Source organism: Saccharospirillum impatiens DSM 12546, from assembly GCF_000423605.1.
In the GTDB taxonomy this organism is placed as follows: domain Bacteria; phylum Pseudomonadota; class Gammaproteobacteria; order Pseudomonadales; family Natronospirillaceae; genus Saccharospirillum; species Saccharospirillum impatiens.
Genome location: NZ_AUIH01000034.1, coordinates 21,423 through 42,867, shown reverse-complemented (window position 1 = coordinate 42,867; position 21,445 = coordinate 21,423). Strand labels below are relative to the sequence as shown.

Genomic DNA, 21,445 nt, shown 5'->3' with positions numbered 1-21,445 from the left:
CCTGAACTGTTTTATTAATATCGATGGGGTTGTGAGCCATTAAATAATGCTGCCGCCGTTAATTGATGCGAGTATTATCGCATGCTTTTTTATGGGCGATTTTTTCCTCCTGTGTGGCGTTCTGAAGCGTTTTATAATGTTGGAGGCGGCTCGCTATAGATGATAGATGAGACCACCCCTGACGTGCAATTCCGGGCCAATTTGGCGGACTGTCAGGGAGTTGGTGAAAAATCTGTGCAATCAGGAAAAGTCAAAAAAAACCTGTCAAGCCTTTTTTGATATTATTTCGCTGAATAGTTACCAATATTCTTCAGCGACATGGCGGTTCCCTTACCTTTGAATCACAACCGGACAAGGGAACTGTATTTACCGGCTGGCTACCTAAAAAGTAAGCCAAGGAGAGGCCTTTCCACCCAATCGCATTGCCGATTGGAAAAGCAGTGATGTTGTCTACAATCAAGTGCAGTGGTCTGAACGATTACCCGGGGCTTTGTTCCGAGGCTCTCTGGCGGTGGCTGATCGCAAACTTGCCTGTGCTGATGTTGCAGCAATAAGCGGTGATTAGGCTTACAGTGCGACTGCTAATGACTAATTTCCGGCAATGGATGGCCTTGAAAAAGAGACCCGAGTGATGAAATCGGTAATCGGTTTGTCGGTGTTGATCATCGATAACGATGAAGACGATGCCCTTATTGTACAAAGAGTGTTGGATGCTGTTTCAGACCAACGCTATCAGGTTACCTGGTCCAAAACGATTGAGGATGGCCTGGATCAGTTGTCCAGACGCCGGTTCGACGTGACGCTGTTCGACTATCGGCTGTGGGACGTGTTGGGCAGTGAGTACCTGACCGCAATCTCCACGAGTGCACCGGAGATGCCGGTCATGGTGCTGACCGAGGAAGGAGACCGCGGTGCAGACGACTATTCGCTCGATTCGGCAGCAACTGACTATCTGGCGAAAAAGGATCTGACCGGAGATGCACTGCATCAGGCTATCCAGTATGCCATCGAGCGTCAGAGTGCCTATGAGGCGCTTTCCCGGCGTGAGCACTATTATCGAAACCTTTTTCAGAATCACCCCTCTGCTTGCCTGGTTTACGATCGGTTTGATCAAACAGTACTGGCCGTCAATGAAGCCGCAAGTCATCTGTATGAGATCCCTCATCCGTCACTGACTGGTCAGCCGCTGAAGCAGTTGTTTGCGAGGGCTGATACCGATTTCGACGTGTTTCTGAACATGGACCAGGCAACCTCGAACCCCAGTCGAGCCACCGTTTGGACGCACCGGACCCGTTCCGGAGAACCATTGGAGGTTGAATTACAGGTGACCGCACTGGATTACCAGGGGCAGGCGGCTCAGTTGCTAGTGATTTCGGACCGCACCCCACAGATCCGTGCCGACCGGGATGCTCGGGAATCGGAGCGAGCGCTCTTGCAACTGTTGTCGGACAGCCGGGACGCCATTGTTGTACTGGACAAAGTCATGAATATTCAATACGCCAACCGAACAGCCGAGTGTCTGCTTGGGCTGGAGACCAGCCAATGGGGCCGGCTCGAAATACCTTTGGATGGGCATGATCAATTAAACTGGCACTATGTCCAAAACGGGCAGGATCGGGAGTTCGAAGTGCTTCGGTCGCCGACGCGCTGGAGTGGTCAGCCTATGACAATGCTGACCATGCGAGACATCACCGAACGCAAGCAGACCCATGAACGCTTGCGGTTGTTTGAGCGCAGTCTCGAGTCGTCCAGCAATGGTGTTGTCATCGTAGATACCCGGCTCTTTGACGACCCGATAAGTTATGTCAACCCGGCTTTTACGTACATCACCGGCTACAATCCCGAGGAAGTGATGGGGAAGAACTGTCGCTTTCTGCAGCGCGAAGACAACGATCAGGCCAGTCTGACCGTACTCAGGCAAGCGCTCTCCAACCAGCAAAGCAGTAATGTTGTGGTGCGTAATTATCGCAAGGATGGCACGCCGTTCTGGAATGACCTCTATATTGCTCCGGTTGCCGATAGCCAGGGTGTGGTGACGCACTTTGTGGGCGTTCTGAATGATATATCCGCACAGCGGGAGATAGAACACACCCTGGCCTATAACGCCAGTCACGATGTGTTGACTGGTTTGCCGAATCGTTCGTTGTTGATCGACCGGATAGACCAGGCTGTGACCCTTGCAAGGCGCTATCAAAGAACGACTGCGGTGCTCTATATTGATCTGGATGAATTCAAACCGGTTAACGATGCGCTCGGGCATTCTCTCGGTGATCGGGTGCTGGTAGAAACAGGTAGGCGACTGAGCAGGCAGATTCGTTCCGGTGATACCCTGGCCAGAATATCCGCCGATGAATTCATTGTTTTACTGCCTGATCTGGCGAAGGCAGATGACGTGGTTGCAATTGCAGAAGCACTGCTGGCATCAGTCAGAGAACCGATGGACATTGGCGAGTCAGAACGCGTCCACCTGACAGCCAGCATTGGCATTGCCCTGAGTGACGGGACACTTGATGACTCACTGGAACTGATACGACGGGCTGATATGGCCATGTTTCAGTCGAAGGTTGCAGGGCGCAACCACTATCGCTGGTATGAAGACCGGATGAGTGAGGAGGTCAGCCAGACGGTTCGGCTCAGGGGCGAGTTGGAAATAGCCCTGGAGCAGAATCAGTTTTTTCTCTGCTACCAGCCTCAATTGAATCTCTTGTCAGGAAAGGTGGTTGGCCTGGAAGCGCTGATTCGCTGGCAACACCCTACGGGCGGAACGGTTTCGCCTGGTCAGTTTATCTCCGCTGCCGAAAACAACGGGCAGATCAGGGCCATCACTGAATGGGTTGTTGAACAAGCCTGTATTGATCGTAGTGTGCTCAGCAGCAACGGGTTTAATCAACCCATAGCGATAAACCTGTCGCCTGTGTTGTTTAAAGATGCCGATCTGAAGCACTGGATTGAGCAGAAGGTAGTCAGTGCAGGGCTGTCTTGCGCTGACTTTGAGCTGGAGATTGTTGAAAGTGTGATGATGGGCACGTCACTGGCGTCTCTTGAAACATTGAATGACCTTCGTAACGCTGGTTTTCGGTTGTCGATTGATGATTTCGGTACCGGCTTTTCCAGTTTGAACTATCTGAAACATTTGCCCATTCAAAAGCTGAAAATCGATCAGTCTTTTGTTAATGAGATTATTCACAACCAAAATGATGCATCTATTGTCCGGGCGATTATCTCCATTGCCCGAAACCTGGGGATCGATGTCATTGCTGAAGGCGTAGAGACTGAAGAACAGGCTGCATTTTTGCGCCGTGAGCACTGCCATAACATCCAGGGGTTTTTGTACAGCCCGGCAATTCCCATTGAACCATTGCTGGCCTTTTTACGAAAACCGGCTCCGGTACAGCGCTTCGAGGAACCCGGGCAAGAAGAACCCACCCTGCTGATTGTGGATGATGAGCCCTATGTGCTTAAGTCTCTGAATCGGTGTCTGCGCAATCAGGGTTACCGGATATTGACGGCAGAAAGCGCTGAAGAAGCCTTCCGGCTGCTGGCCAGCCACCCAGTGCATGTCATTTTGTCGGATCAGCGCATGCCCGTCATGAGCGGCACCGAGTTTCTGAAGCAAGTCCGAAAGCTGTATCCCGGTACTATCCGGATGATTATCTCAGGCTATACCGATCTCAAAACGGTGACAGAAGCGATCAATGAAGGCGCGATCTACAAGTTTCTGACCAAGCCCTGGGACGATGAAGCGCTGAGAGTCATGGTGAGCCATGCGTTTAACGAGGCGGAAGACGCCGGGAGCGTCCAGTGAATGTGGGTTCCGGGGGGCTGGATTGCCGTCTAGCCTCCAGGGCAAGGAAGGGCAGTGGCGGTCGGTGGGTGTGGGTTAAGCATGGAGAATAATCGATTGAAAGTGGTTCATTGCTACAAGCTATCGGACTGATTGCTATTCGACTGTTTAATTGTTACCAAAGTACTCATAGTATTAATCCCCTAATCGGCGTATCGCCGTATCGTTTCTAACCGTTACATCCACAGACTAGGGAGTTACTGCTCATGGCACGTTACATCAATTCCGAACTGGCCCCGTTTACGGCTCAGGCGTTTCACAACGGTGAATTCGTCGAAGTTACTGAATCGTCTCTGAAGGGCAAGTGGGCCGTTCTGTTTTTCTATCCCGCTGACTTTACCTTTGTTTGCCCAACTGAACTGGGTGACCTTGCCGACAACTACGATGAGTTCCAGAAGCGTGACGTTGAAGTGTATTCCGTGTCTACCGACACTCACTTTACTCATAAAGCCTGGCACGATTCGTCAGAAACTATCAATAAGATTCAGTATCCGATGATAGCGGACCCGACAGGCAAGCTGACGCGTAGCTTGAACGTTATGATCGAGGAAGAAGGCATTGCGGACCGTGCTACCTTTGTGATCGATCCCGAAGGCATCATCCGTGTGGTGGAAATCACCGACGGTGGCATCGGCCGTGACGCCAGTGAATTGCTGCGCAAGATCAAGGCGGCTCAGTACATCGCTGCTCACCCCGGCGAAGTGTGCCCGGCCAAGTGGAAAGAAGGTGAAGAAACCCTGGCTCCGTCACTGGATCTGGTTGGCAAGATCTGAACACTGCCTCTGGCTGAGTAACCAGATCGACCTTCATGAGGGGCGGGTACGCCCCTTTTTTCATCGCGTACCCGCCCTCCGTTTACCACCTTTCCCAAAAAAACAGGACACACCGATGTTGGATGCCACGTTAAAACAGCAATTGGACACCTACCTGCAAAAGATTGTGACCCCAATCGAAGTCAGTGTGTCCACCGACGAGTCTGCAAAATCAAATGAACTGGACGCGCTGGCCACCGAGATCATTGATCTTTCGGGCAGTATCAGCCGCGGCCAGCACACAGGCCAACGGACACCGAGCATGGCGATTGCCCCTGCGGGAGAAACGCCCCGGGTGAGTTTCGCCGGTATTCCGATGGGCCACGAATTTACCTCACTGGTACTGGCACTGCTGCAGGCGGGCGGTCACCCTTCCAAAGCCGATCCTGACGTATTGGAGCAGGTACGCGCCCTGACCGGTGAGTTTCATTTTGAAACCTATATTTCGTTGTCCTGCCAGAACTGCCCGGATGTGGTTCAGGCTCTGAACCTGATGGCGACGCTGAACCCCAACATCACCCACGAAATGATCGACGGTGCCCTGTTTCAGGACGAAGTCGATGAACGCCAGATCATGGCCGTGCCGTCGGTGTATTTGAACGGTGAGCATTTCGGCCAGGGCCGAATGACGCTGACCGACATTGTTGCCAAGGTCGACACCGGTGCCGCCGAACGCCAGGCCGAAGCGCTGAACGAGCGCGAGCCCTACGACGTATTGATTGTTGGCGGTGGACCAGCCGGCGCGGCAGCAGCTATCTATGCCGCACGCAAGGGTATTCGGACCGGGCTGGTTGCCGAAAAGTTTGGCGGCCAGGTCATGGATACCGTCGGCATCGAAAACTTTATTTCCGTGCCCTATACCGAAGGCCCCAAGCTGACGTCTGGCCTTGAGCAGCACGTCAAGGAATACGGTGTTGACCTGATTACCGGTCAACGCGCCGCCGAACTGAAGCGCGATGGTCAATTGACACTGGCGCTGGAAAGCGGTGCGACGCTGTCGAGCCGCTCCGTCATTCTGGCACCGGGTGCACGGTGGCGCGAGTTGGGTGTGCCGGGCGAAGCGGAATACCGCAATAAGGGTGTGGCGTATTGCCCGCATTGCGACGGCCCCTTTTATAAAGGCAAGCATGTTGCTGTCATCGGTGGTGGCAACTCAGGCATTGAGGCCGCGATTGACCTGGCCGGCATCGTCAAACACGTTACGGTGCTTGAGTTTGCTGACACCCTGCGAGCCGATGAGGTATTGCAGCGCAAAGCGCGGTCGATGAGTAACATCGACATCATCACCAGTGCTCAGACAACCGAAGTGCTGGGCAATGGCAAATCTGTGACGTCGTTGCTCTACAAGGATCGTGTCAGCGGTGAAACGCACCCGGTTGAACTGGCCGGTGTCTTCGTACAGATCGGTCTGATACCCAACACCGAGTGGCTGAAAGACAGCGACCTGGGCCTGACCCGTTTCGGTGAAATCGACATCGACGCACGCGGTGAAACCTCAATGCCTGGCGTATTTGCCGCTGGCGATGCAACCACAGTGCCGTACAAACAGATCGTGATTTCCATGGGTGCGGGTGCCACGGCCGCTCTGAGTGCTTTCGATCATCTGATTCGGACCGATGTGCCTGCACCGGTTGAAGACAAGACTAAGGTGGCGGAACCAGCTTAATTATCGGGTTGACCCTAATCTCCATGCAGGGCTCTGGACTTGAACAGTCTGAGCGGCGGGTGCCGGTGGCGCCTCTGTGGGGGAGTGCGCAGCATGGATGCTGCGGTCTAGGCTCCATGGACGGATTGAGTGGGCGGCATTCCGCCCGACCCCACAGAGGCGCCACCGGCAGCCGACGCGGGCCATGGCGGCTAACCTGATTCTCAATCCCAGGTATAAAAAAACCCGCATCAGCGGGTTTTTTTATACCTGGGATTGAGCGGTGGTGATCGGCTGGGTCAGCAGCTCATCACGAATCATCTCGTCGATCAGCCCTTCGCGAATGGCCTTGAACGACAGCCGCATGCAGTCGATATCAAACGCATGGAAAACCCGATGCAGGATGATATAGCCGGCAGCGAAGACGGCAACCCGACGCGGGTTCAGCTCAAGCAATTGCGACAATTGCTTTTGGCTGTCGGCTTGGGTTAATACGGGGTGTAAGCGGTCGAGTTGCGCCCGGCTGATGCTGCCGTCTCTGGTCAGCCCCAGGTTGCTCAGCGCCCAGCTGACTGACTTGATGCTGCCCGACGAGCCCATGACATCGGTCCAGTCGTGCCCCATAAAACGCGGCTTGATCGCTGCGATCTGTTTGTCAACGTAAGCTTCACAAGCGGCTAACTGGGCCGGGTCGAGGCGGTCGTGGTCCAGGAAGCGGGAGGTCAGTGTGACACAGCCCAATTCCATGCTGGCGACGACTTCGGGCTTGCGGCCCTGGCCGACAATGAGTTCGGTGCTGCCGCCGCCAATGTCGAGCACAAAGCGACGCTCCTGGTCGGGCTGCCCCTGGGAGACGCCGCGGTAGATGTAATGCGCTTCGTCTTCGCCACTGAGAATCCGGATCGGTTGGCCGAGGGCCGATTCGGCCCGTTTAATGAATTGCGGGTCGCCACTCAGATGGCGAAAGGCGCTAGTGCCCACGGCGGTTACCTGAACATCCGGCAGATTTTTAAGCGTATTGCTGAATTGAGTCAGGCAACGCAATGCCCGGGTTTTGGTGTCGCGGTTGAGGCGACCGGTGTTGATATCGACGCCCGCAGCGAGGCGCACCAGCTGGCGTTTGCAATCCACCGATTGCAGCGAGTGCCCATCCGATTTCATGATCACCAGATGGAAGCTGTTTGAGCCGAGGTCGACCGCGGCATAGTGTGCAGGTGTGTTCATGTGACAACTGGGGTTTTTATTATGATAGAAATATAGCGGGTATCGGCCCGGATTGACACTTTGACAGTGAAAAGTTCGGTTAGGCGGGGGAGTCAAGCGTGAACACCTGCCCGCAGGCAGGCGCTCCGTTTCAGGGTGGGTTCAGTCGAGGCGGGCAGCGAGGAAATCCTGCAGCGCAGCCCAGGAGGCCTGATCGGCGTTCAGATCATAGTCACCACTGCCAAACACCGTGAACGAATGACGGGCACCGCCGTGAATCTGGGCTGAGTGCTCAATCCCTTCTGCTTGCAGGTTATCCAGCAGAGCAGCAACATCGGCCATGCCCGAAACCGGATCGGCCGATCCATGTTGCAGCATGACCGGAGCCACTACCTGGCTGTAGTCTTGTCCATCGGGCAGGTTTAGTCCGCCGTGAAACGACACATAGCCTGCCGTTTCTGCACCGGTGCGCGCCAGTTCAAGGACGCCCGCACCGCCGAAGCAATAGCCGATCACGACAATGTCGTCAGTCGCGCCCGGAATCCATTCGGCTTCTGTAAGGGCGCCTTGCAGGCGTTTCTGGAATTCGGCACGGTCGGCGTACATCTCACCCGAGCGTTGCTGGTTTTCCTGCATCGAGGTCGGGTTGCGCCCGGCGCCATAGACGTCGATGGCAAAGGCCGTGTAACCCTGGGCGGCCAGCATCTCGGCCCGGCGCTTTTCATAGTCGGTAACGCCGTCCCAGTCGTGAATGATCAGTACGGTGCCTCGAGACTCATCCAGGTTGCTGTTGTGGGCGACGTAGCCTTCGAATTCCATGCCATCGACGCTGTAAGTATGAGCCTGCCCCATTACGTCGGCCTGAGCCGAGACGGTTAACAGGGCGGTACCCACCAGGGTGGCGAGACGGGTGTGCAGTTTCATATCGCGTCCTCTATTGCTGTGGTTGATGAATTCTGAGTCGTTATCGGCCCGGTGATTCCGCCTTGTCAGGCTGGGACTGCCGGGCCATTGCGCAGATACCTACGGTCGAGCTGTCATACTGGACTGATGCGGTGAGGGTAGTACAGAAACGCCAACGGCACTGCGAGTGGCGAGACAAGCCGGTATACTGGCGGCTTGAATGGTTATCCGATTGAGGGTCAGTTACATGGAATCGACATCCGAACAACCCACCGGCCTGTTGCCAGCGCTGGAAGTGGAGACGGGCGATCAGCCCGATGCAACGGTTATCTGGCTGCATGGCCTGGGGGCCGACGGTCATGATTTTGAACCCATTGTCCCGGAGTTGCAGTTGCCGGCAACGATGTCGGTTCGGTTTATCTTCCCGCACGCGCCGCAGATTCCGGTCACGATTAACGGCGGTTTCGTCATGCCCGCCTGGTACGACATTCTGGAAATGTCGATTGACCGCAAAGTCGATACTCCGCAGTTGGAGGCGTCAGCCTCGGCGATCGATGCCTTCATTGAGCGTGAGCGAAGCCGGGGTATCGCCAGTCAGCGTATTATCGTGGCGGGCTTTTCCCAGGGCGGAGCTGTAGCCTATGAGTGCGCCTTGCGACACCCGGAGCCACTTGGGGGGTTGATGGCACTGTCGACCTATTTCGCGACGCAAAAAACCGTAAAACGCTCTGTGGCCAATCAGTCGCTGCCGGTTCTCGTGTGTCACGGCGTGATGGATCCGGTCGTGCCAGAGGTGCTTGGTCGGCAGGCCGTGACGGCGCTGACAGAGAACGGCTATGCTCCCGAGTACCAGACCTACCCGATGGAGCACAGTGTGAATGCGGCCGAGATTAAAACGATCTCGGCCTGGTTGCAGAAGGTACTGGGTGCTACTTCAACTTAAAATACGACACCGAATGCAGCAGGTCTTTGCTCAGCTGGTTCAGTGACTCAGTTGAGCCCACTGACACCTGAGCACGGCGGGTGTTGTCTTCGGTAATCTGATTCACGTCGTTAACGGTATCCGACAGCGTGCTGAGGGTGACGTTCTGCTCCTCGGCTGCGGCTGAGGTTTGCAGAGTCCAGTCGCGGATTTTTTCCACGGCCACCACAAAACGCTGAATGGCTTCACCGGCTTCGCTGACTTTGTCGACAGACGCGATGGATTGGTCGTGGCTGTCATTAATCACGCCAACCGCGGCCTGAGTACCCTGGCGCAATTCTTCCAGTGTCTGCTGGATTTCCTCGGTAGACTGTTGCGTACGGTGTGCCAACTGGCGCACTTCGTCGGCGACGACCGCAAACCCCCGGCCCTGTTCACCGGCCCTGGCTGCCTCAATGGCAGCGTTCAGGGCGAGCAAATTAGTCTGCTCGGCGATGGCCTGAATTGACGTAATGATGGTGGTAATGTTTTCAGCCTGGCCGTCGAGTTTCTTGATCACATCAACGGATTGCTCGATGTCACCGGCCAATTTTTGTATGGCAGCAATGGTTTGGGTGACCGTGTCGTTGCCCTGCGCAGCGGCTTCATTGGCGCTTTCCGAAACATTCAGGGATTCAACCGCCGCTTCTGAGACCTGCTGCGAGGCGGTTTGCAATTCACCAATGGCGTGGGCCAGGTGTTGCATTTTTTCCTGCTGGTTTTCAGCATCTTTGAACCGGGCTTCGGTGTCTTCCATAATGCTGTCGGCTGAGGTTCCAAGATGCTCTGACAGGTCGACCACCGAGGTGAAAATCTCATTGAGCTTGGAATTCATTTGACTGACAGCACGCTTTACTTCGTCGACCTCATCGCCTTTTTCCCGGGTGTCAATGACTCCGGTCAGGTCGCCGCTGGCCAGTTGCCGCGTTATATCCACCACTGAGTGCAGGTCGCGCTTGAGCTTGCGCAGCACCAGGAATGCAACGGTCGCTGCGAGCAGAATAATCAGTGACAGGCCGATGACAAGGTTCTGCACAGTAGTTTGCTGGGAGTCAATCAAGTTGCTGGAACGGGTGCTGACCAGGGTGTTGTAGTGGTCGGTGAACAAATCAATGCTGTCTTCCACCGGCTGGGTGTTTTCTTCCAGAGCGGTTTCAGCGGCGCGTCGCACATTGAACCCACCTTTGGTAATCCAGACCTCGGCCGCCGCATCGAATGCAGTCGAGAGCGCAGTTTGACGCTCTTGCAAGGTGTTCATCAGATCTTGCAATGGCAGGTCGGTGATCGGGACGAGGACGTTGTTCCAGCTGTTGATCAATGCAGGGTCGAGGTTTTGAGTGGCTTCAATCAGCCGGGCCTGGGTTGCCTGAGTGGCCTGAACAGAAGCTTCGAGTTCTGCAAGGGGAATGGCATCAGCGAAATAGCGTGGCCCAAGGTCAGCCGTTGCTGAGTATTGCCGATTGAGGGTTTGCCAGTTTTCGACCAGTTGACTCTCCAGTTGCCTCAACTGGGAATCGGTCTGGCTGTTGGCGATAATGCCATTGAAGCTGGTCACAAAAAGGCCGGCAAGCAGTATCAGTGCTAATATAAGTGCACTGACAAGCAAGCTGATTTTGTACGTTAGAGAAAGTTTGATCATCTGCGGTGCCTTTGGCCCAGTGGGCATAGCTGAGTGGTGATCGCATCCTCCATGATGGCAACAACCCGATCCTGTTAGGGTATCGGCTGTGCTGGCGTATTCTTGATACTTTCAGCGGTGAAAGACCGATGACCATTGATTAAATTTTAAGCATAATGTGTGCCGATAGAGTTTTATTAAATGTCGATTGTCTCGCAGATTAAAGCACTGAAACGGTGCGTTGTCAGGCGGTAACGGTGAATTTCCTTCCAATCGGCCGCATTGACACTGTAAAAGCCATTCACCGATTCAGGTCGGCCTGCTAACCTGACTCCTTAGACAAATGATCGGAAAGTTAGACAATGAACCAGCAGCCCGTTGATTTTCAAACACTGAGTTGTCAGGCGTGCCGCGATGGCAACCTGTTGGGATTTGATTTCAGTATGGCGTTTCAGCCTCTGGTGGATGCGGCCCGGCGCGAGCTATATGGCTATGAAGCCTTGGTACGGGGGCTTAATGGTGAGTCTGCCTACAGTATAATCAGCAAGGTGGATGACACTAACCGCTACCGCTTTGATCAGGCATGCCGGGTAAAAGCCATCACCCTGGCCGCCAAATTGCAGCTGCAGGGCATGCTCAGCATTAATTTTTTGCCCAATGCCGTCTATCGCCCCGAGTTGTGTATTCGCACGACGCTGAATGCGGCCAACGAGGCGCAGTTCCCGATTGAGCGGATCATGTTCGAGATTACCGAAGTAGAGCGGGTTGATGATGAGGATCATCTGGTCTCCATCCTCGACTATTATCAGAAACAGGGTTTTCTGACCGCACTGGACGACTTTGGCTCCGGATATTCGGGGTTGAACCTGCTGGCTAAGGTACAGCCAGACATTGTTAAACTGGATATGGCTCTGATCCGCGGGATTGATCAGGACAAAACCCGTCAGATCATCGTCCGTTCGACCGTGCAAATGCTCAGGGACATAGGGTGCCGACCCCTCGCTGAAGGTATTGAGTGCGAGGGCGAATTCGCCTTTTTGCACAGCCTGGGTGTTGATTTGTTTCAGGGCTACTGGTTTGCGAAGCCAGGTTTTGAAACCTTGCCCGAAGTCGATTGGCACGGGCTTTAGCAACACGGGTCGAATGATTCGACCCGGCTGAAAACGGCTGTTCAGTTTTTTTGAGCAGTCACTGCAGAAACCCTCGCTATGTACACGGGCGGTCCCGGTTTAGCCTGTGTCAAACAGTGAGGAGAATTCCCCATGGCATACGTCAGATCGGCGACTGAACGCGGTCGCGCCCAATTCGGCTGGCTAGACAGTAACCACTCTTTTTCATTTGGCAGTTATTACGACCCAAACCACATGGGCGTGTCTGTGTTGCGCGTCATTAATGACGATCGCGTTGACCCGGGTGCCGGATTTGGTGCCCACGGTCACCGCGATATGGAGATACTGTCCTATGTGCTTGAAGGAGAAATCGAGCACCGCGACAGCATGGGCAATATCAAACGTATTCCGGCCGGTGACTTTCAGATCATGAGTGCGGGCACCGGGGTTATGCACAGCGAGTACAATGCCTCCGCTACGGAAGGGCTGCACTTTTTGCAGATTTGGCTGATGCCCAACACATTGCAGGTCGCTCCCCGATACGAGCAACAGGCATTCCCGAGAACGCCGGGAGGCAAGGCGATTTTGCATCCTGAAGAGGCGGGTGCCATGCGGGTGTATTCCGATGCCCGCTTGTGGCGCTACACGGGCGGGCGGGACTGGACGCTGGCACTGCATGGCAAGCAAGTCTATGTGCATGGCGTTAGCGGGCAGGTGACTGTGGCGGGTCATAGCCTGGGACCGGGCGACGGTATGGCGCTGGAGGCTTCTTCGGTAACGCTGACGGGTGATGCAAACACCGAAGCACTGGTGTTTGATTTGCCCTGATGAACCCTCGGCCAGGCGCAGGTCTTAGCGTGCGTGATAAAGCCGTCATGACAGAGTGTTTACGAACGCCGGTCTGGAGCGACATCGTGGCACAGGGTAGTCTGACAGGTATCCTACAGCAACGGATCGAGGCCAGGTGTTGACACACATCTCCAGCGAGAATTCTCCAACCTTACCGTTATTGGTCGCCGGACCTCTGGTTCGGCGTGTGACCCGAAATCGTTGCGTCTTGTGGATGGTCGTTACCCGGGAGCCGACAGGTCGGTTTGAGTTGACCCGAACAAGGGATCAGGCCGTGTTGTTGGAGACCGACCTGCTCGACGTGGCCGATGTGATCCGGGTTGGCCGTCGGGCCTGGATCGTCCTGATCGACGCCACCATTGATGAGACACAAGCCGAAGGTGAGCGGGTCGAGTATGACTGGGTGGTGTCTGAAAACGGGCATACCCGGCGCCTGGCTCAGTTGGCTCCCGATCTGCTTTATCCCAACCAGTTACGACCGCAAATACGACTGCAGACGACACTGAAAGAAGTATTGCATGGCTCCTGCCGCAAACCTCATTTTGACGGTCCGGATGCCCTGGCACAGCTCGATGAGCGACTCGCAGAAGCGATCGCGCAACCGGAGTCAGCGCGGCCGGATGTGCTGCTGATGACCGGAGATCAGGTTTATTCCGATGACGTGGCGGGCCCCATGTTGTGTGCCATTCATGCCACCAGCCAACTGCTGGGCCTCTGGTCTGAGCGCTGGGAAGGGGCGCAGATCAATGACAGCGATTCGCTGCAGTCTTCATCCTATTCGTATTACAATCGTGAAGCGCTGCTGCCCAAAACGGACGCCAACCGCGACCTCTATCGGCGCTTTATCTCCGGGGCTCGCAAACCCATATTCACCTCTGTTTATGCCAAGAACCACCTGGTTGGTTTGTCTGAGGTATTGGCTATGTATTGCCTGACGTGGTCGGGCCGTCTCTGGCCTTTGATTGACACCACGTCACCCGCCTGCATGTCACCTGAATTCCAGGCGCAGTACGATCATGAAGCACGCATTATTGATAACTTCGTCGCGGATTTGCCTCGGGTACAGCGCGCGCTGGCGCACATTCCGAGTTACATGATCTTTGACGACCATGACATCACCGATGACTGGAATCTCGCCCGGGGCTGGGAAGCGGCGGCATACGGGCATCCGTTTTCACGGCGTATTATCGGCAATGCGCTGGTTGGGTATGCGCTCTGCCAGGCCTGGGGTAACGATCCGGATCGGATGAAGCCACTGATTCGGGAACACATCAAACCCGTGTTGGAAGCCAACATTCAGGGCTACAACGCGGAGCACCATGACCGGATGGTTGACCGGCTGTTGGACTGGGATCAATGGCATTATCAGGTGCCGACTCAACCCCCACTGATTGTGCTCGACACCCGCACACAGCGCTGGCGTTCCGAGTCGAATCCGGACAAACCGTCGGGGCTAATGGATTGGGAGGCACTGACGGATCTGCAGCAAAATCTGATACATCAATCGTCGGTACTGATGGTGTCGGCGGCACCGGTATTTGGTGTAAAGCTGATCGAAGCCATACAGCGCGTGTTTACCTTTTTCGGTCGGGCCCTGATGGTCGATGCTGAAAACTGGATGGCGCATCCGGGTGCGGCGCATGTAATGCTGAATATTTTCAGACACGCCAAAACGCCTGTGCATTTCGGCATTCTCAGTGGCGATGTGCATTATTCTTTTGTGTACGACATCCGCATTCGACACAGTAAAAGCAGCCCGCATATACAGCAGATCACCTGCAGCGGTTTGAAAAACGGATTTCCACCCACCTTGTTGCATCGGTTTGATCGGGCCAACGCCTGGTTGTATGGCCGGTATTCACCGCTCAATGCCTTTACCAAGCGCCGCGGTATGACCATCCACAGCCGGCATCCCGATGGGGTTCAGAATCGGAGTCTGGTGAACGGCAGTGCGCTCGGTCGAGTGCTGATAGATGAGGCGGGCGCAGTTGTGCAAGCGTCGATGCTGGATGTTAACGGTATGGAGACGGTGTTTACGTTAAAGCATGATGATAAGGAAGCATCAGCCGGGTCAGATCCTTCAGGCACTGACCCGGCCTAGAGTCTGGCGGGCTAGGGATGAATCGACTGGGGAATCGGTGCAACGGTCCAACTATTAGCAAAGGTCGAGTGCCAGGCTCACTGTGCACACGACGGTTGCGAACCGTTGGACTCGCCGTCCTGCTTCCTCGCTGCGATCCCCCGAAGTCCAACAGACTCGCGAAGGGCAATCGATCAGGCGCCGATCACGCCCCCGTCATTGCGGCGAACCGCAACAACAGATGACCGTGGCACGCCATCCCGTGCGGTGTTCGGCCATTGGCCTGCCGGGTGCTGTATGCCGACCAGCATGGTGCGGTGATCATCAGAGAAGGTCAGTCCCGTGACCTCACACCCTTTTGGGCCAACCAGGAAACGACGAATGTGACCGGTGACCGGATCGCCGCAGAGCATCTGATTGTTGCCCTGGCCGGCAAAGTCCCCTTCGTTCGAATAGTTGCCATCAGTCTGAATCCACAGCCGACCGAAACGGTCGAAGACCAGTCCATCCGGGCTGTTGAACATGTTCTCGGTGGTGATGTTGTCACTGCCGGCATAGGCACCGGTTTTTACCATGGGGTTGCCGGCAATCGCATAGAGATCCCAGCCAAAACGGCGTGAGGTATGATCCCGGTTTTCCGGCACCCAGCGAACAATCTGACCGAATTGGTTTTCGGCTCTTGGGTTTGGGCCACCAACCGGTTGCTGGTCGTTTGTGCCACGGCGGGTGTTGTTGGTCAGTGCGCAGAACACCATGGGGGAGGACGGATGGCAGGCGACCCATTCAGGACGATCCATCGTCGTCGCGCCGACAAAACTGGCGGCCATACGGGCCCGGACCAGAATGTCCGCTTCACTGTTAAAACCATTGGCCTGGGTCAGGCCGTTTTGCCCAAAACTCAGCTCGATCCATTCACCGGCACCGCCGTCGTGAAACTTGGCAACGTAGAGCGTACCCTGTTCCAGTAGAGTCATATTGTGATCGCGATCGTCAGGGCGGTAGGTATCGCGGGACACAAACTTGTACAGGAACTCACCGCGTTCATCGTCACCCGAGTACACGACCGCGCGGCCGTCGCTGTTGATGACCATGGCGGCATTCTCGTGTTTGAACCGCCCCAGTGCCGTGCGTTTCTTCGGACGGGCGGTTGGGTCGTAAGGGTCTATTTCGACCACCCAGCCAAAACGATTGGCTTCATTCGGTTCTGCGGCCAGGTTGAAACGCTCTTCGTGGGCCACCAGTTGTAGTCGAAGCCCGTTTCGCTCAGTCCATAGCGGCGTTGAGCGTCGCTCAATTCGGTACCTTCCGGTGCACCGAAGTAGCCATTGAAGTTTTCTTCGCAGGTGAGGAAGGTGCCCCAGGGCGTTCGACCGGAACCGCAGTTGTTGAAGGTGCCCAGTACGCGGGTGCCACTTGGGTCGGTCGAGGTTTTCACGTAGTCGGAACCGGCTACCGGACCGGTCAGTTCGAACGCGGCGTAGCCATGCAGACGGCGGTTCATGGGGGCGTCTTTCAGGTACACCCACTGACCGTTTGGCTTGCGTTCCATTTCCACCAGGGTGACACCGTGTGCGGCGATGCCTTTGCGCACGTCGGCTAACGTTTTGGCGGCCTCACCGTGCTCAAAAATATAGCGCTCATTGTAGTATTCATTGTTGACTGCCAGAACCGCCCGATCCGGGTTAACACTGCCGTCGGCATAAGACAGGTGGAACATTTCCATGCCATCGGTGTTGTCACCGAACTGGCCTGCCTGGGCGTCGGCGGTGTTGTTGCGCGCAAAGTCCGGCGCGCCGTTCAGTACCGGGTCCCCCCAGGACATCAGCACGTCATAGCTGTAGCCGGCCGGTAAGGTAATGGTATCAGTCGTGCTGGCGGCAATGGTGTCGAAGTTCATCAGGGTTGTGGCCTGGCTGACAGCCATCGCCAGGCTGGAGGCTCCTCCGAGAAAAGTGGCTGCGCCTGCGGCTGAGCCGATTTTAATCAGGCTACGGCGTGAAATGGCTTTGCTGATCAGCCGGTCGAACTCGACCGGCTTTTCGTTGTAATCAGGCTCTAGGGAGACATCGTTAATGTGGTTAGACATTGCTCAGGTCCTTATTGTCAGGTCGGTTGGTCTGCACGGAAATCGTGTGCCAGTGTTGCCAAATGACGTGACAGGGCGGTGACATCCGGATGTCAGTTTCATAGCAGTTTGAAGACAATCGTGAGGCGACGCCTAATTGTCCGGGTGCCCAATAACCGGTGATGCTCGTTGCTTGGTGCCCGCCAGGGCAGGTTCTCCCGGCGGACGTGTGCCGTCTCACTCAGGCTCAGCCGTGGCTGTGCTCAGTGTTCACTGAAGTCAGTCCACCCCAGGTACCAAGGGTCGGTAGTGGCTGGGTCAACGGCGCCGGCGTAGGTTGCGGTTTGATCCCAGAACGGGTCGGTGTCTGGCCAGTCTGTCCAGCTCCCGGTTGCCTGACTTGGCCTGAAATCAGGTGCCCGTAGATTGTTGGCCCGGGTGCTTAACAGGCCCCGGGTGAACTGGCTCACCGATGCAAAATAGTCGGGCTCGGCAAAGCCGGCGTCGTTGTTCTGGTCGCCGTTTTCCGCACTCCAGCCCGCATCTCCATCGATGATCAAATGGTGGAACTGCAGGGCTTCCTGTTGCACCAGACCGGAGGTCAGTGGACCGCGTACATCGATGGGGTTATTGCCATAGCCGGACAACAGAACGCGACTGAACTGACCCGCAGTCCCGCTGCGCAAGACCATGGCAGTGTGCCTGGGGTCAGTGCCAATAAGAGTTATGTTGCTGATCAGCGGTTGGGAGCGCGGCCGCGCATTGTCTCGTTCGGGAGAGTTGTCGCCCTCGAAGGCGCGGTCGCCTGAATTCGGGTATTGCTGGGCAATCAGAAACTGTACTTTGCCATTCCAGCCCAGATCCCAGTCGAGACTGTCATCTCTGGCTCCCGTTACCAGCAAGTGACTTACGTTGGCCGAGCCACCGAAAAACTCGATGCCATCATCCAGCGCTTTATGAATGTGCAGGTAGTCGAGAGTGGTCTGAGGGCCGCAACCGGCGACAGTCAATCCGTTCAGTTCATTGTCGACAAAGGCTTCGTAGCCGGCGTATTCAATGCGTACATAGCGTAAGGTTCCGCAACTGCTGTTGTGGGCCTGCCCTCCGAAGTGGCCGCGAATATCGCGACCATCGACGCCTTCAACGCGGGCAAAGGCTTCGTTGGTTCGGTCGTCGCCAAGCAATACCACCCCACCCCAGTCACCCCGGTCGCGTTGACCGATGGGTTGCGCGCTGGTGAACACGATGGGCGCTGTGCGGGTGCCTTCGGCCAGCAGTTGGCTACCCCGGGCAATGACCAGTGAAGAGCCGGGTCTTCCCTTGATGACGGTGCCGGGTTCAATTCGCAACACCGCGTTGTTGTGAACAAAAATGTCGGTGTCCAGTCGGTACGTTCGGTCCGCGAACCAGCGGGTGTCGGTGTCGATGTCGGTGTTAACGATGACCGTACCGGTCAGGGTTTCGAGCAGGCGTTCCCACTGGCTGTGTGCGCCCGCAAACACCAGAGCGATGGTCAGCAGCAATAGCAGCAGTTGTCGCCAGGGCCGGGTCAGTACCGGTTTGAAAGCTTTGGGCAAAAGCCCTTGCTGACGCGCGTCTTCGGTCAGGGAGTCGGGCATATCGGTGCGCGCCAGCCGGTGAGCCAGGTTTTGAATGCCCGGGTCGTCTGTCGAACGGGCTTTGCGAAGTATGTCGTTGCGGTATTCCGGTTCGCTCAACAAACGTTCGAAGTCGGCCTCTGTTTGCTCAGGTGCAGCGGCAAGTCGTTCACTGAGCGTCCACAGTAGACCGACCAGGTTGCTCTTTGTAGCAGCTGGGGCGGGGGAAGTGAGTAGAGTCATGGGGCGTGCTCCCGTACAACCAATGGAGGAATTGTGGGGAGGATAAGGGGCAAATGTGACGTTCTTGTGACTTGCTGGGTAAGCTAACTGATTGTTTTTTAACGCATTTTAATAAAGCGCAGTCGGCTGAGGCTGGCGTCGGTTTTCCCGCGTCTGTGCACAGGGTTGTCCACAGAAGGTGTGGGTAAAGTGGCTGGCCAAAAAAACCCGGCATCTGGTGCCGGGTTTTTATCAGTCAACGAACCGCTTTTACTGGAAGTAGCGCATCAGGTAAGCATCCATACCCGTACCATATTGGCAATAGAGGTAGCCATTGTGGCTGCCCAGCAGCGAACAGTTAAACGTCTCTTCCGGTTGCTCTTCCCAGTCTGCATCGCAACTGTTCCGCGAGCGCAGCCCGGTGGTGGTTTGCTCCATGACGTTGCCGTTCTGAGTCCAGGTGTAGTCGGCCTGATACAGGGTGCACTGGCCCGTTTCATCGGTTTCGGAGAATTGGCCGGTTCCGTCCGCGTTGATGATCTCAACGCCGGAATCGTACCAGGTGCAATCCACGTCCAGAGTCTCAGACTGGAAGGTACCGGTCGGTACGCTGAAGTCTGTGTTCATCTGGCCCAGGGTGACATCGAATTTGGCTTCCCAGCCGCGGTCGGTGAAGGTGTCCCGGTAGCTGCCTTGCAGCGGCAGAGAAGCCGCCTGCAGAATGCCCGCGTAGGCATCCACGCAGCTGCCGGTGGCCATGGCCATGCCCTGGGCATTGCTGGCTACCATGGGTGATTCCAGGGCCACCAGAGCGGCCTCGCCAAAACGCTCGTAATTAAAGGCTATGGCGGTGCTGCCGCGTGTATTAAGCGGCTCGTTTGCCATGGCATCCGCGGGTGCTTTGGCGGCCTCGCCTGTGTAAACCACCAGGTGCTTGCCCTTGATGGCGGCAAATACCGGTTGCGGTACCATGGGCACGGGTACCTGCACGGCTGAGCCGTCTTGGGGGATGGTGATGCCGGCCATGCCAGGCACGCTGGAGCTGATCAGTCCGGCCAGTACGCTCGGGTTGTCGGCGCTCATGCTAACCAGTACAGAGCCAACCAGCCCAAGTGGGCTGCTGTCGTCGGCTTCTATCCCATAAATCGCAGCGCCGACACCTTTAACACCTTGTGCCATGGCAGTAGCCATACCCAACATGGCCGGGTTGTTCTGGCGCATGTCGGCGGTCATGTCACGCAGTGCCGGGCACTTGTAATCGGTTTGCGGCAGTTGTGACCACAGAGCGGTTGCGACCGGTGCCAGGGCGTTTACATCAACGCCCAGGGCCAGTGCCAGCAGTTTATCGCTGCCATCGGTGGCGTAGGCAGGTAGGCTGCCAGGCAGGCGTTTGAGCTGACTGGTCAGGTCGGTGTTAGTCAGTTCCAGTACCATACCGACTTGTTGTGAGAGGCTCTGTGATGTTGAGGAGATGTTCTCGCTGCCAAACGCAAGACGGGGCACCTGACGAGCCAGAGCATAACCTTCTGGCCCGCACTGGCTGTCGGCCATTTGGGTGTCCATCCGTTCAATTTCGTCCGGCATCAGGGCTTCCAGGTCGCGCCGCAGGCGGCTCTGGGTACCGGTGAGCAGCGTTGCAGCCAGGCCGTCAAAGTCGAAATACCCACGAAAGGTTTCGTCGTAGTCGTATTGGTCGCCCAGCGCGTCCCAGTCGCCCTGGTCTGCCAGAGAATCGGCCACATCCGTCAGGCCCAGTCGTTCGGCTTGAAGGTCACTGGTATCGGTGTGATTAAAGGCGGTGATGGTGGCAAAGCCCTGGTCAACAGCGATAGCGAGGTCAACGCTTTCGGCGTCGCCTTCAGGCGTCAGTCGCCAGGTGCGTACTTCAACACCCTCAACTTGCTTTAGCACCGGAGCAGCACCGGACTCAAGAATGGCCTGATTCAGGACGGCGTTGAACGCCTCGGCATCTTCCAGCGCAAACCGGGCAACGGGCATGGCGCCATGCATATAGAAGACTCCAGCGCCTTCTTCAGGCACGCCATAATGGGCCATTAACGCGCTATACCCACCGGGAGCTACAGCGGTATAGTCCGCCAGCAACGCCTCGGCCAGCGCCAGGACTGGGCTGTCGTCACTGCCCAGGTCAGACATCAGTATTTGCAATTCGTTGATATCCGACTGGTTAGCCATGGACCAGGAATCCATAATCTCCCGGCCTTCAGTGGTATTGTGCCCGCCAATAAAAAAGAGGGTGTCGGCCGGTGTTTGGCTGAGCAAGGTTTCCATCGAATTGTCGGCCTGGTCTGAGGAAAACAGACCAAACAGATTGAAGGCGTAGGCACTGCTTACGCTGGCTGTCACAACCGCCAGGGTCAGCAATACGCGCGTTATTATTCCTTTCATGTAAGGCTCCATCGGTAAGTAAAATACAGGGTGCTCTGCCCAACAGGGCACCCGTCAGCCCGTTCAATGACCCCGGAGTCCGACAGACTCCAAACGAGGCAACTGCCCAGGCGTGTTCAATCGGCGATTG

Annotated in this window: 14 protein-coding genes; 7 read left to right on the top strand and 7 right to left on the bottom strand. The window is 56.0% G+C overall.

The window, feature by feature from the left end; translation table 11 throughout:
* Positions 1-631: 631 nt before the first annotated feature.
* The 3 genes from G565_RS0115105 (at position 632) to ahpF (ending at position 6,322) form a co-directional block, all read left to right on the top strand.
* Positions 632-3,805 (top strand): EAL domain-containing protein, encoded by a 3,174-nt coding sequence (locus G565_RS0115105; protein ID WP_037339594.1) that lies wholly within the window; start codon positions 632-634, stop codon positions 3,803-3,805.
* A 245-nt stretch (positions 3,806-4,050) separates the two neighbouring features.
* Complete coding sequence (ahpC, locus tag G565_RS0115100; protein WP_028671648.1) at positions 4,051-4,617, top strand: alkyl hydroperoxide reductase subunit C; 567 nt, start codon at positions 4,051-4,053, stop codon at positions 4,615-4,617.
* 115 nt (positions 4,618-4,732) lie between these two features.
* Complete coding sequence (gene ahpF, locus G565_RS0115095; RefSeq protein ID WP_028671647.1) at positions 4,733-6,322, top strand: alkyl hydroperoxide reductase subunit F; 1,590 nt, start codon at positions 4,733-4,735, stop codon at positions 6,320-6,322.
* A 243-nt stretch (positions 6,323-6,565) separates the two neighbouring features.
* On the opposite strand, the gene G565_RS0115090 is transcribed toward ahpF, so the two are convergent.
* Together G565_RS0115090 and G565_RS0115085 are read right to left on the bottom strand one after the other, a co-directional pair.
* Complete coding sequence (locus tag G565_RS0115090; RefSeq protein ID WP_028671646.1) at positions 6,566-7,525, bottom strand: Ppx/GppA family phosphatase; 960 nt, start codon at positions 7,523-7,525, stop codon at positions 6,566-6,568.
* 141 nt (positions 7,526-7,666) lie between these two features.
* Positions 7,667-8,428: a dienelactone hydrolase family protein gene (locus G565_RS0115085; protein WP_037339572.1), complete on the bottom strand. Its 762-nt coding sequence runs from the start codon at positions 8,426-8,428 to the stop codon at positions 7,667-7,669.
* Positions 8,429-8,654: 226 nt separating this feature from the next.
* Here G565_RS0115085 and G565_RS0115080 point away from each other — a divergent pair, with 226 nt between their 5' ends.
* The gene (locus G565_RS0115080) at positions 8,655-9,350 is read left to right on the top strand and encodes an alpha/beta hydrolase (protein ID WP_037339569.1); all 696 of its coding nucleotides are present in this window, start codon (positions 8,655-8,657) and stop codon (positions 9,348-9,350) included.
* Here the strand turns inward: G565_RS0115080 and G565_RS0115075 are convergent.
* Positions 9,337-11,007 carry a methyl-accepting chemotaxis protein gene (locus G565_RS0115075; protein ID WP_037339566.1) on the bottom strand — a complete coding sequence of 557 codons (1,671 nt, stop codon included), beginning with the start codon at positions 11,005-11,007 and terminating at the stop codon, positions 9,337-9,339. The genes G565_RS0115080 and G565_RS0115075 overlap by 14 nt on opposite strands.
* 341 nt (positions 11,008-11,348) lie before the next feature.
* On the opposite strand from G565_RS0115075, the gene G565_RS0115070 reads away from it, so the two are divergent.
* From G565_RS0115070 to G565_RS24370, 3 genes are all read left to right on the top strand, one after another.
* Complete coding sequence (locus G565_RS0115070; RefSeq protein ID WP_037339564.1) at positions 11,349-12,116, top strand: EAL domain-containing protein; 768 nt, start codon at positions 11,349-11,351, stop codon at positions 12,114-12,116.
* A 132-nt stretch (positions 12,117-12,248) separates the two neighbouring features.
* Positions 12,249-12,923 (top strand): pirin family protein, encoded by a 675-nt coding sequence (locus G565_RS0115065; RefSeq protein WP_028671641.1) that lies wholly within the window; start codon positions 12,249-12,251, stop codon positions 12,921-12,923.
* A 136-nt stretch (positions 12,924-13,059) separates the two neighbouring features.
* Entirely contained in the window at positions 13,060-15,045 is a 1,986-nt protein-coding gene (locus G565_RS24370) for a metallophosphoesterase family protein (protein WP_211227188.1), read from the top strand.
* Between the two features lie 173 nt (positions 15,046-15,218).
* On the opposite strand, the gene G565_RS27635 is transcribed toward G565_RS24370, so the two are convergent.
* From G565_RS27635 to G565_RS0115045, 4 genes are all read right to left on the bottom strand, one after another.
* A complete protein-coding gene (locus G565_RS27635) occupies positions 15,219-16,262 on the bottom strand; it encodes a PhoX family protein (protein ID WP_281168934.1) in 1,044 nt (347 codons plus the stop codon).
* Complete coding sequence (locus tag G565_RS27630; RefSeq protein WP_281168933.1) at positions 16,187-17,110, bottom strand: PhoX family protein; 924 nt, start codon at positions 17,108-17,110, stop codon at positions 16,187-16,189. The genes G565_RS27635 and G565_RS27630 overlap by 76 nt, the downstream gene beginning before the upstream one ends.
* Before the next feature lie 242 nt (positions 17,111-17,352).
* Positions 17,353-18,930, bottom strand: coding sequence for a hypothetical protein (locus G565_RS24360; protein WP_051207993.1), 1,578 nt, complete (start codon positions 18,928-18,930; stop codon positions 17,353-17,355).
* Positions 18,931-19,179: 249 nt separating this feature from the next.
* Positions 19,180-21,315 carry a hypothetical protein gene (locus G565_RS0115045; RefSeq protein ID WP_157600102.1) on the bottom strand — a complete coding sequence of 712 codons (2,136 nt, stop codon included), beginning with the start codon at positions 21,313-21,315 and terminating at the stop codon, positions 19,180-19,182.
* Positions 21,316-21,445 lie beyond the last annotated feature (130 nt).

Coding starts and splice junctions, on each gene's coding strand:
- G565_RS0115070 (WP_037339564.1), top strand. CDS start 11,349: ATGAACCAGCAGCCCGTTGATTTTCAAACACTGAGTTGTCAGGCGTGC.
- G565_RS27630 (WP_281168933.1), bottom strand. CDS start 17,110: ATGTCTAACCACATTAACGATGTCTCCCTAGAGCCTGATTACAACGAA.
- G565_RS0115105 (WP_037339594.1), top strand. CDS start 632: ATGAAATCGGTAATCGGTTTGTCGGTGTTGATCATCGATAACGATGAA.
- G565_RS0115045 (WP_157600102.1), bottom strand. CDS start 21,315: ATGAAAGGAATAATAACGCGCGTATTGCTGACCCTGGCGGTTGTGACA.
- ahpC (WP_028671648.1), top strand. CDS start 4,051: ATGGCACGTTACATCAATTCCGAACTGGCCCCGTTTACGGCTCAGGCG.
- G565_RS0115090 (WP_028671646.1), bottom strand. CDS start 7,525: ATGAACACACCTGCACACTATGCCGCGGTCGACCTCGGCTCAAACAGC.
- G565_RS24360 (WP_051207993.1), bottom strand. CDS start 18,930: ATGACTCTACTCACTTCCCCCGCCCCAGCTGCTACAAAGAGCAACCTG.
- G565_RS0115065 (WP_028671641.1), top strand. CDS start 12,249: ATGGCATACGTCAGATCGGCGACTGAACGCGGTCGCGCCCAATTCGGC.
- G565_RS0115080 (WP_037339569.1), top strand. CDS start 8,655: ATGGAATCGACATCCGAACAACCCACCGGCCTGTTGCCAGCGCTGGAA.
- G565_RS0115085 (WP_037339572.1), bottom strand. CDS start 8,428: ATGAAACTGCACACCCGTCTCGCCACCCTGGTGGGTACCGCCCTGTTA.
- G565_RS0115075 (WP_037339566.1), bottom strand. CDS start 11,007: ATGATCAAACTTTCTCTAACGTACAAAATCAGCTTGCTTGTCAGTGCA.
- ahpF (WP_028671647.1), top strand. CDS start 4,733: ATGTTGGATGCCACGTTAAAACAGCAATTGGACACCTACCTGCAAAAG.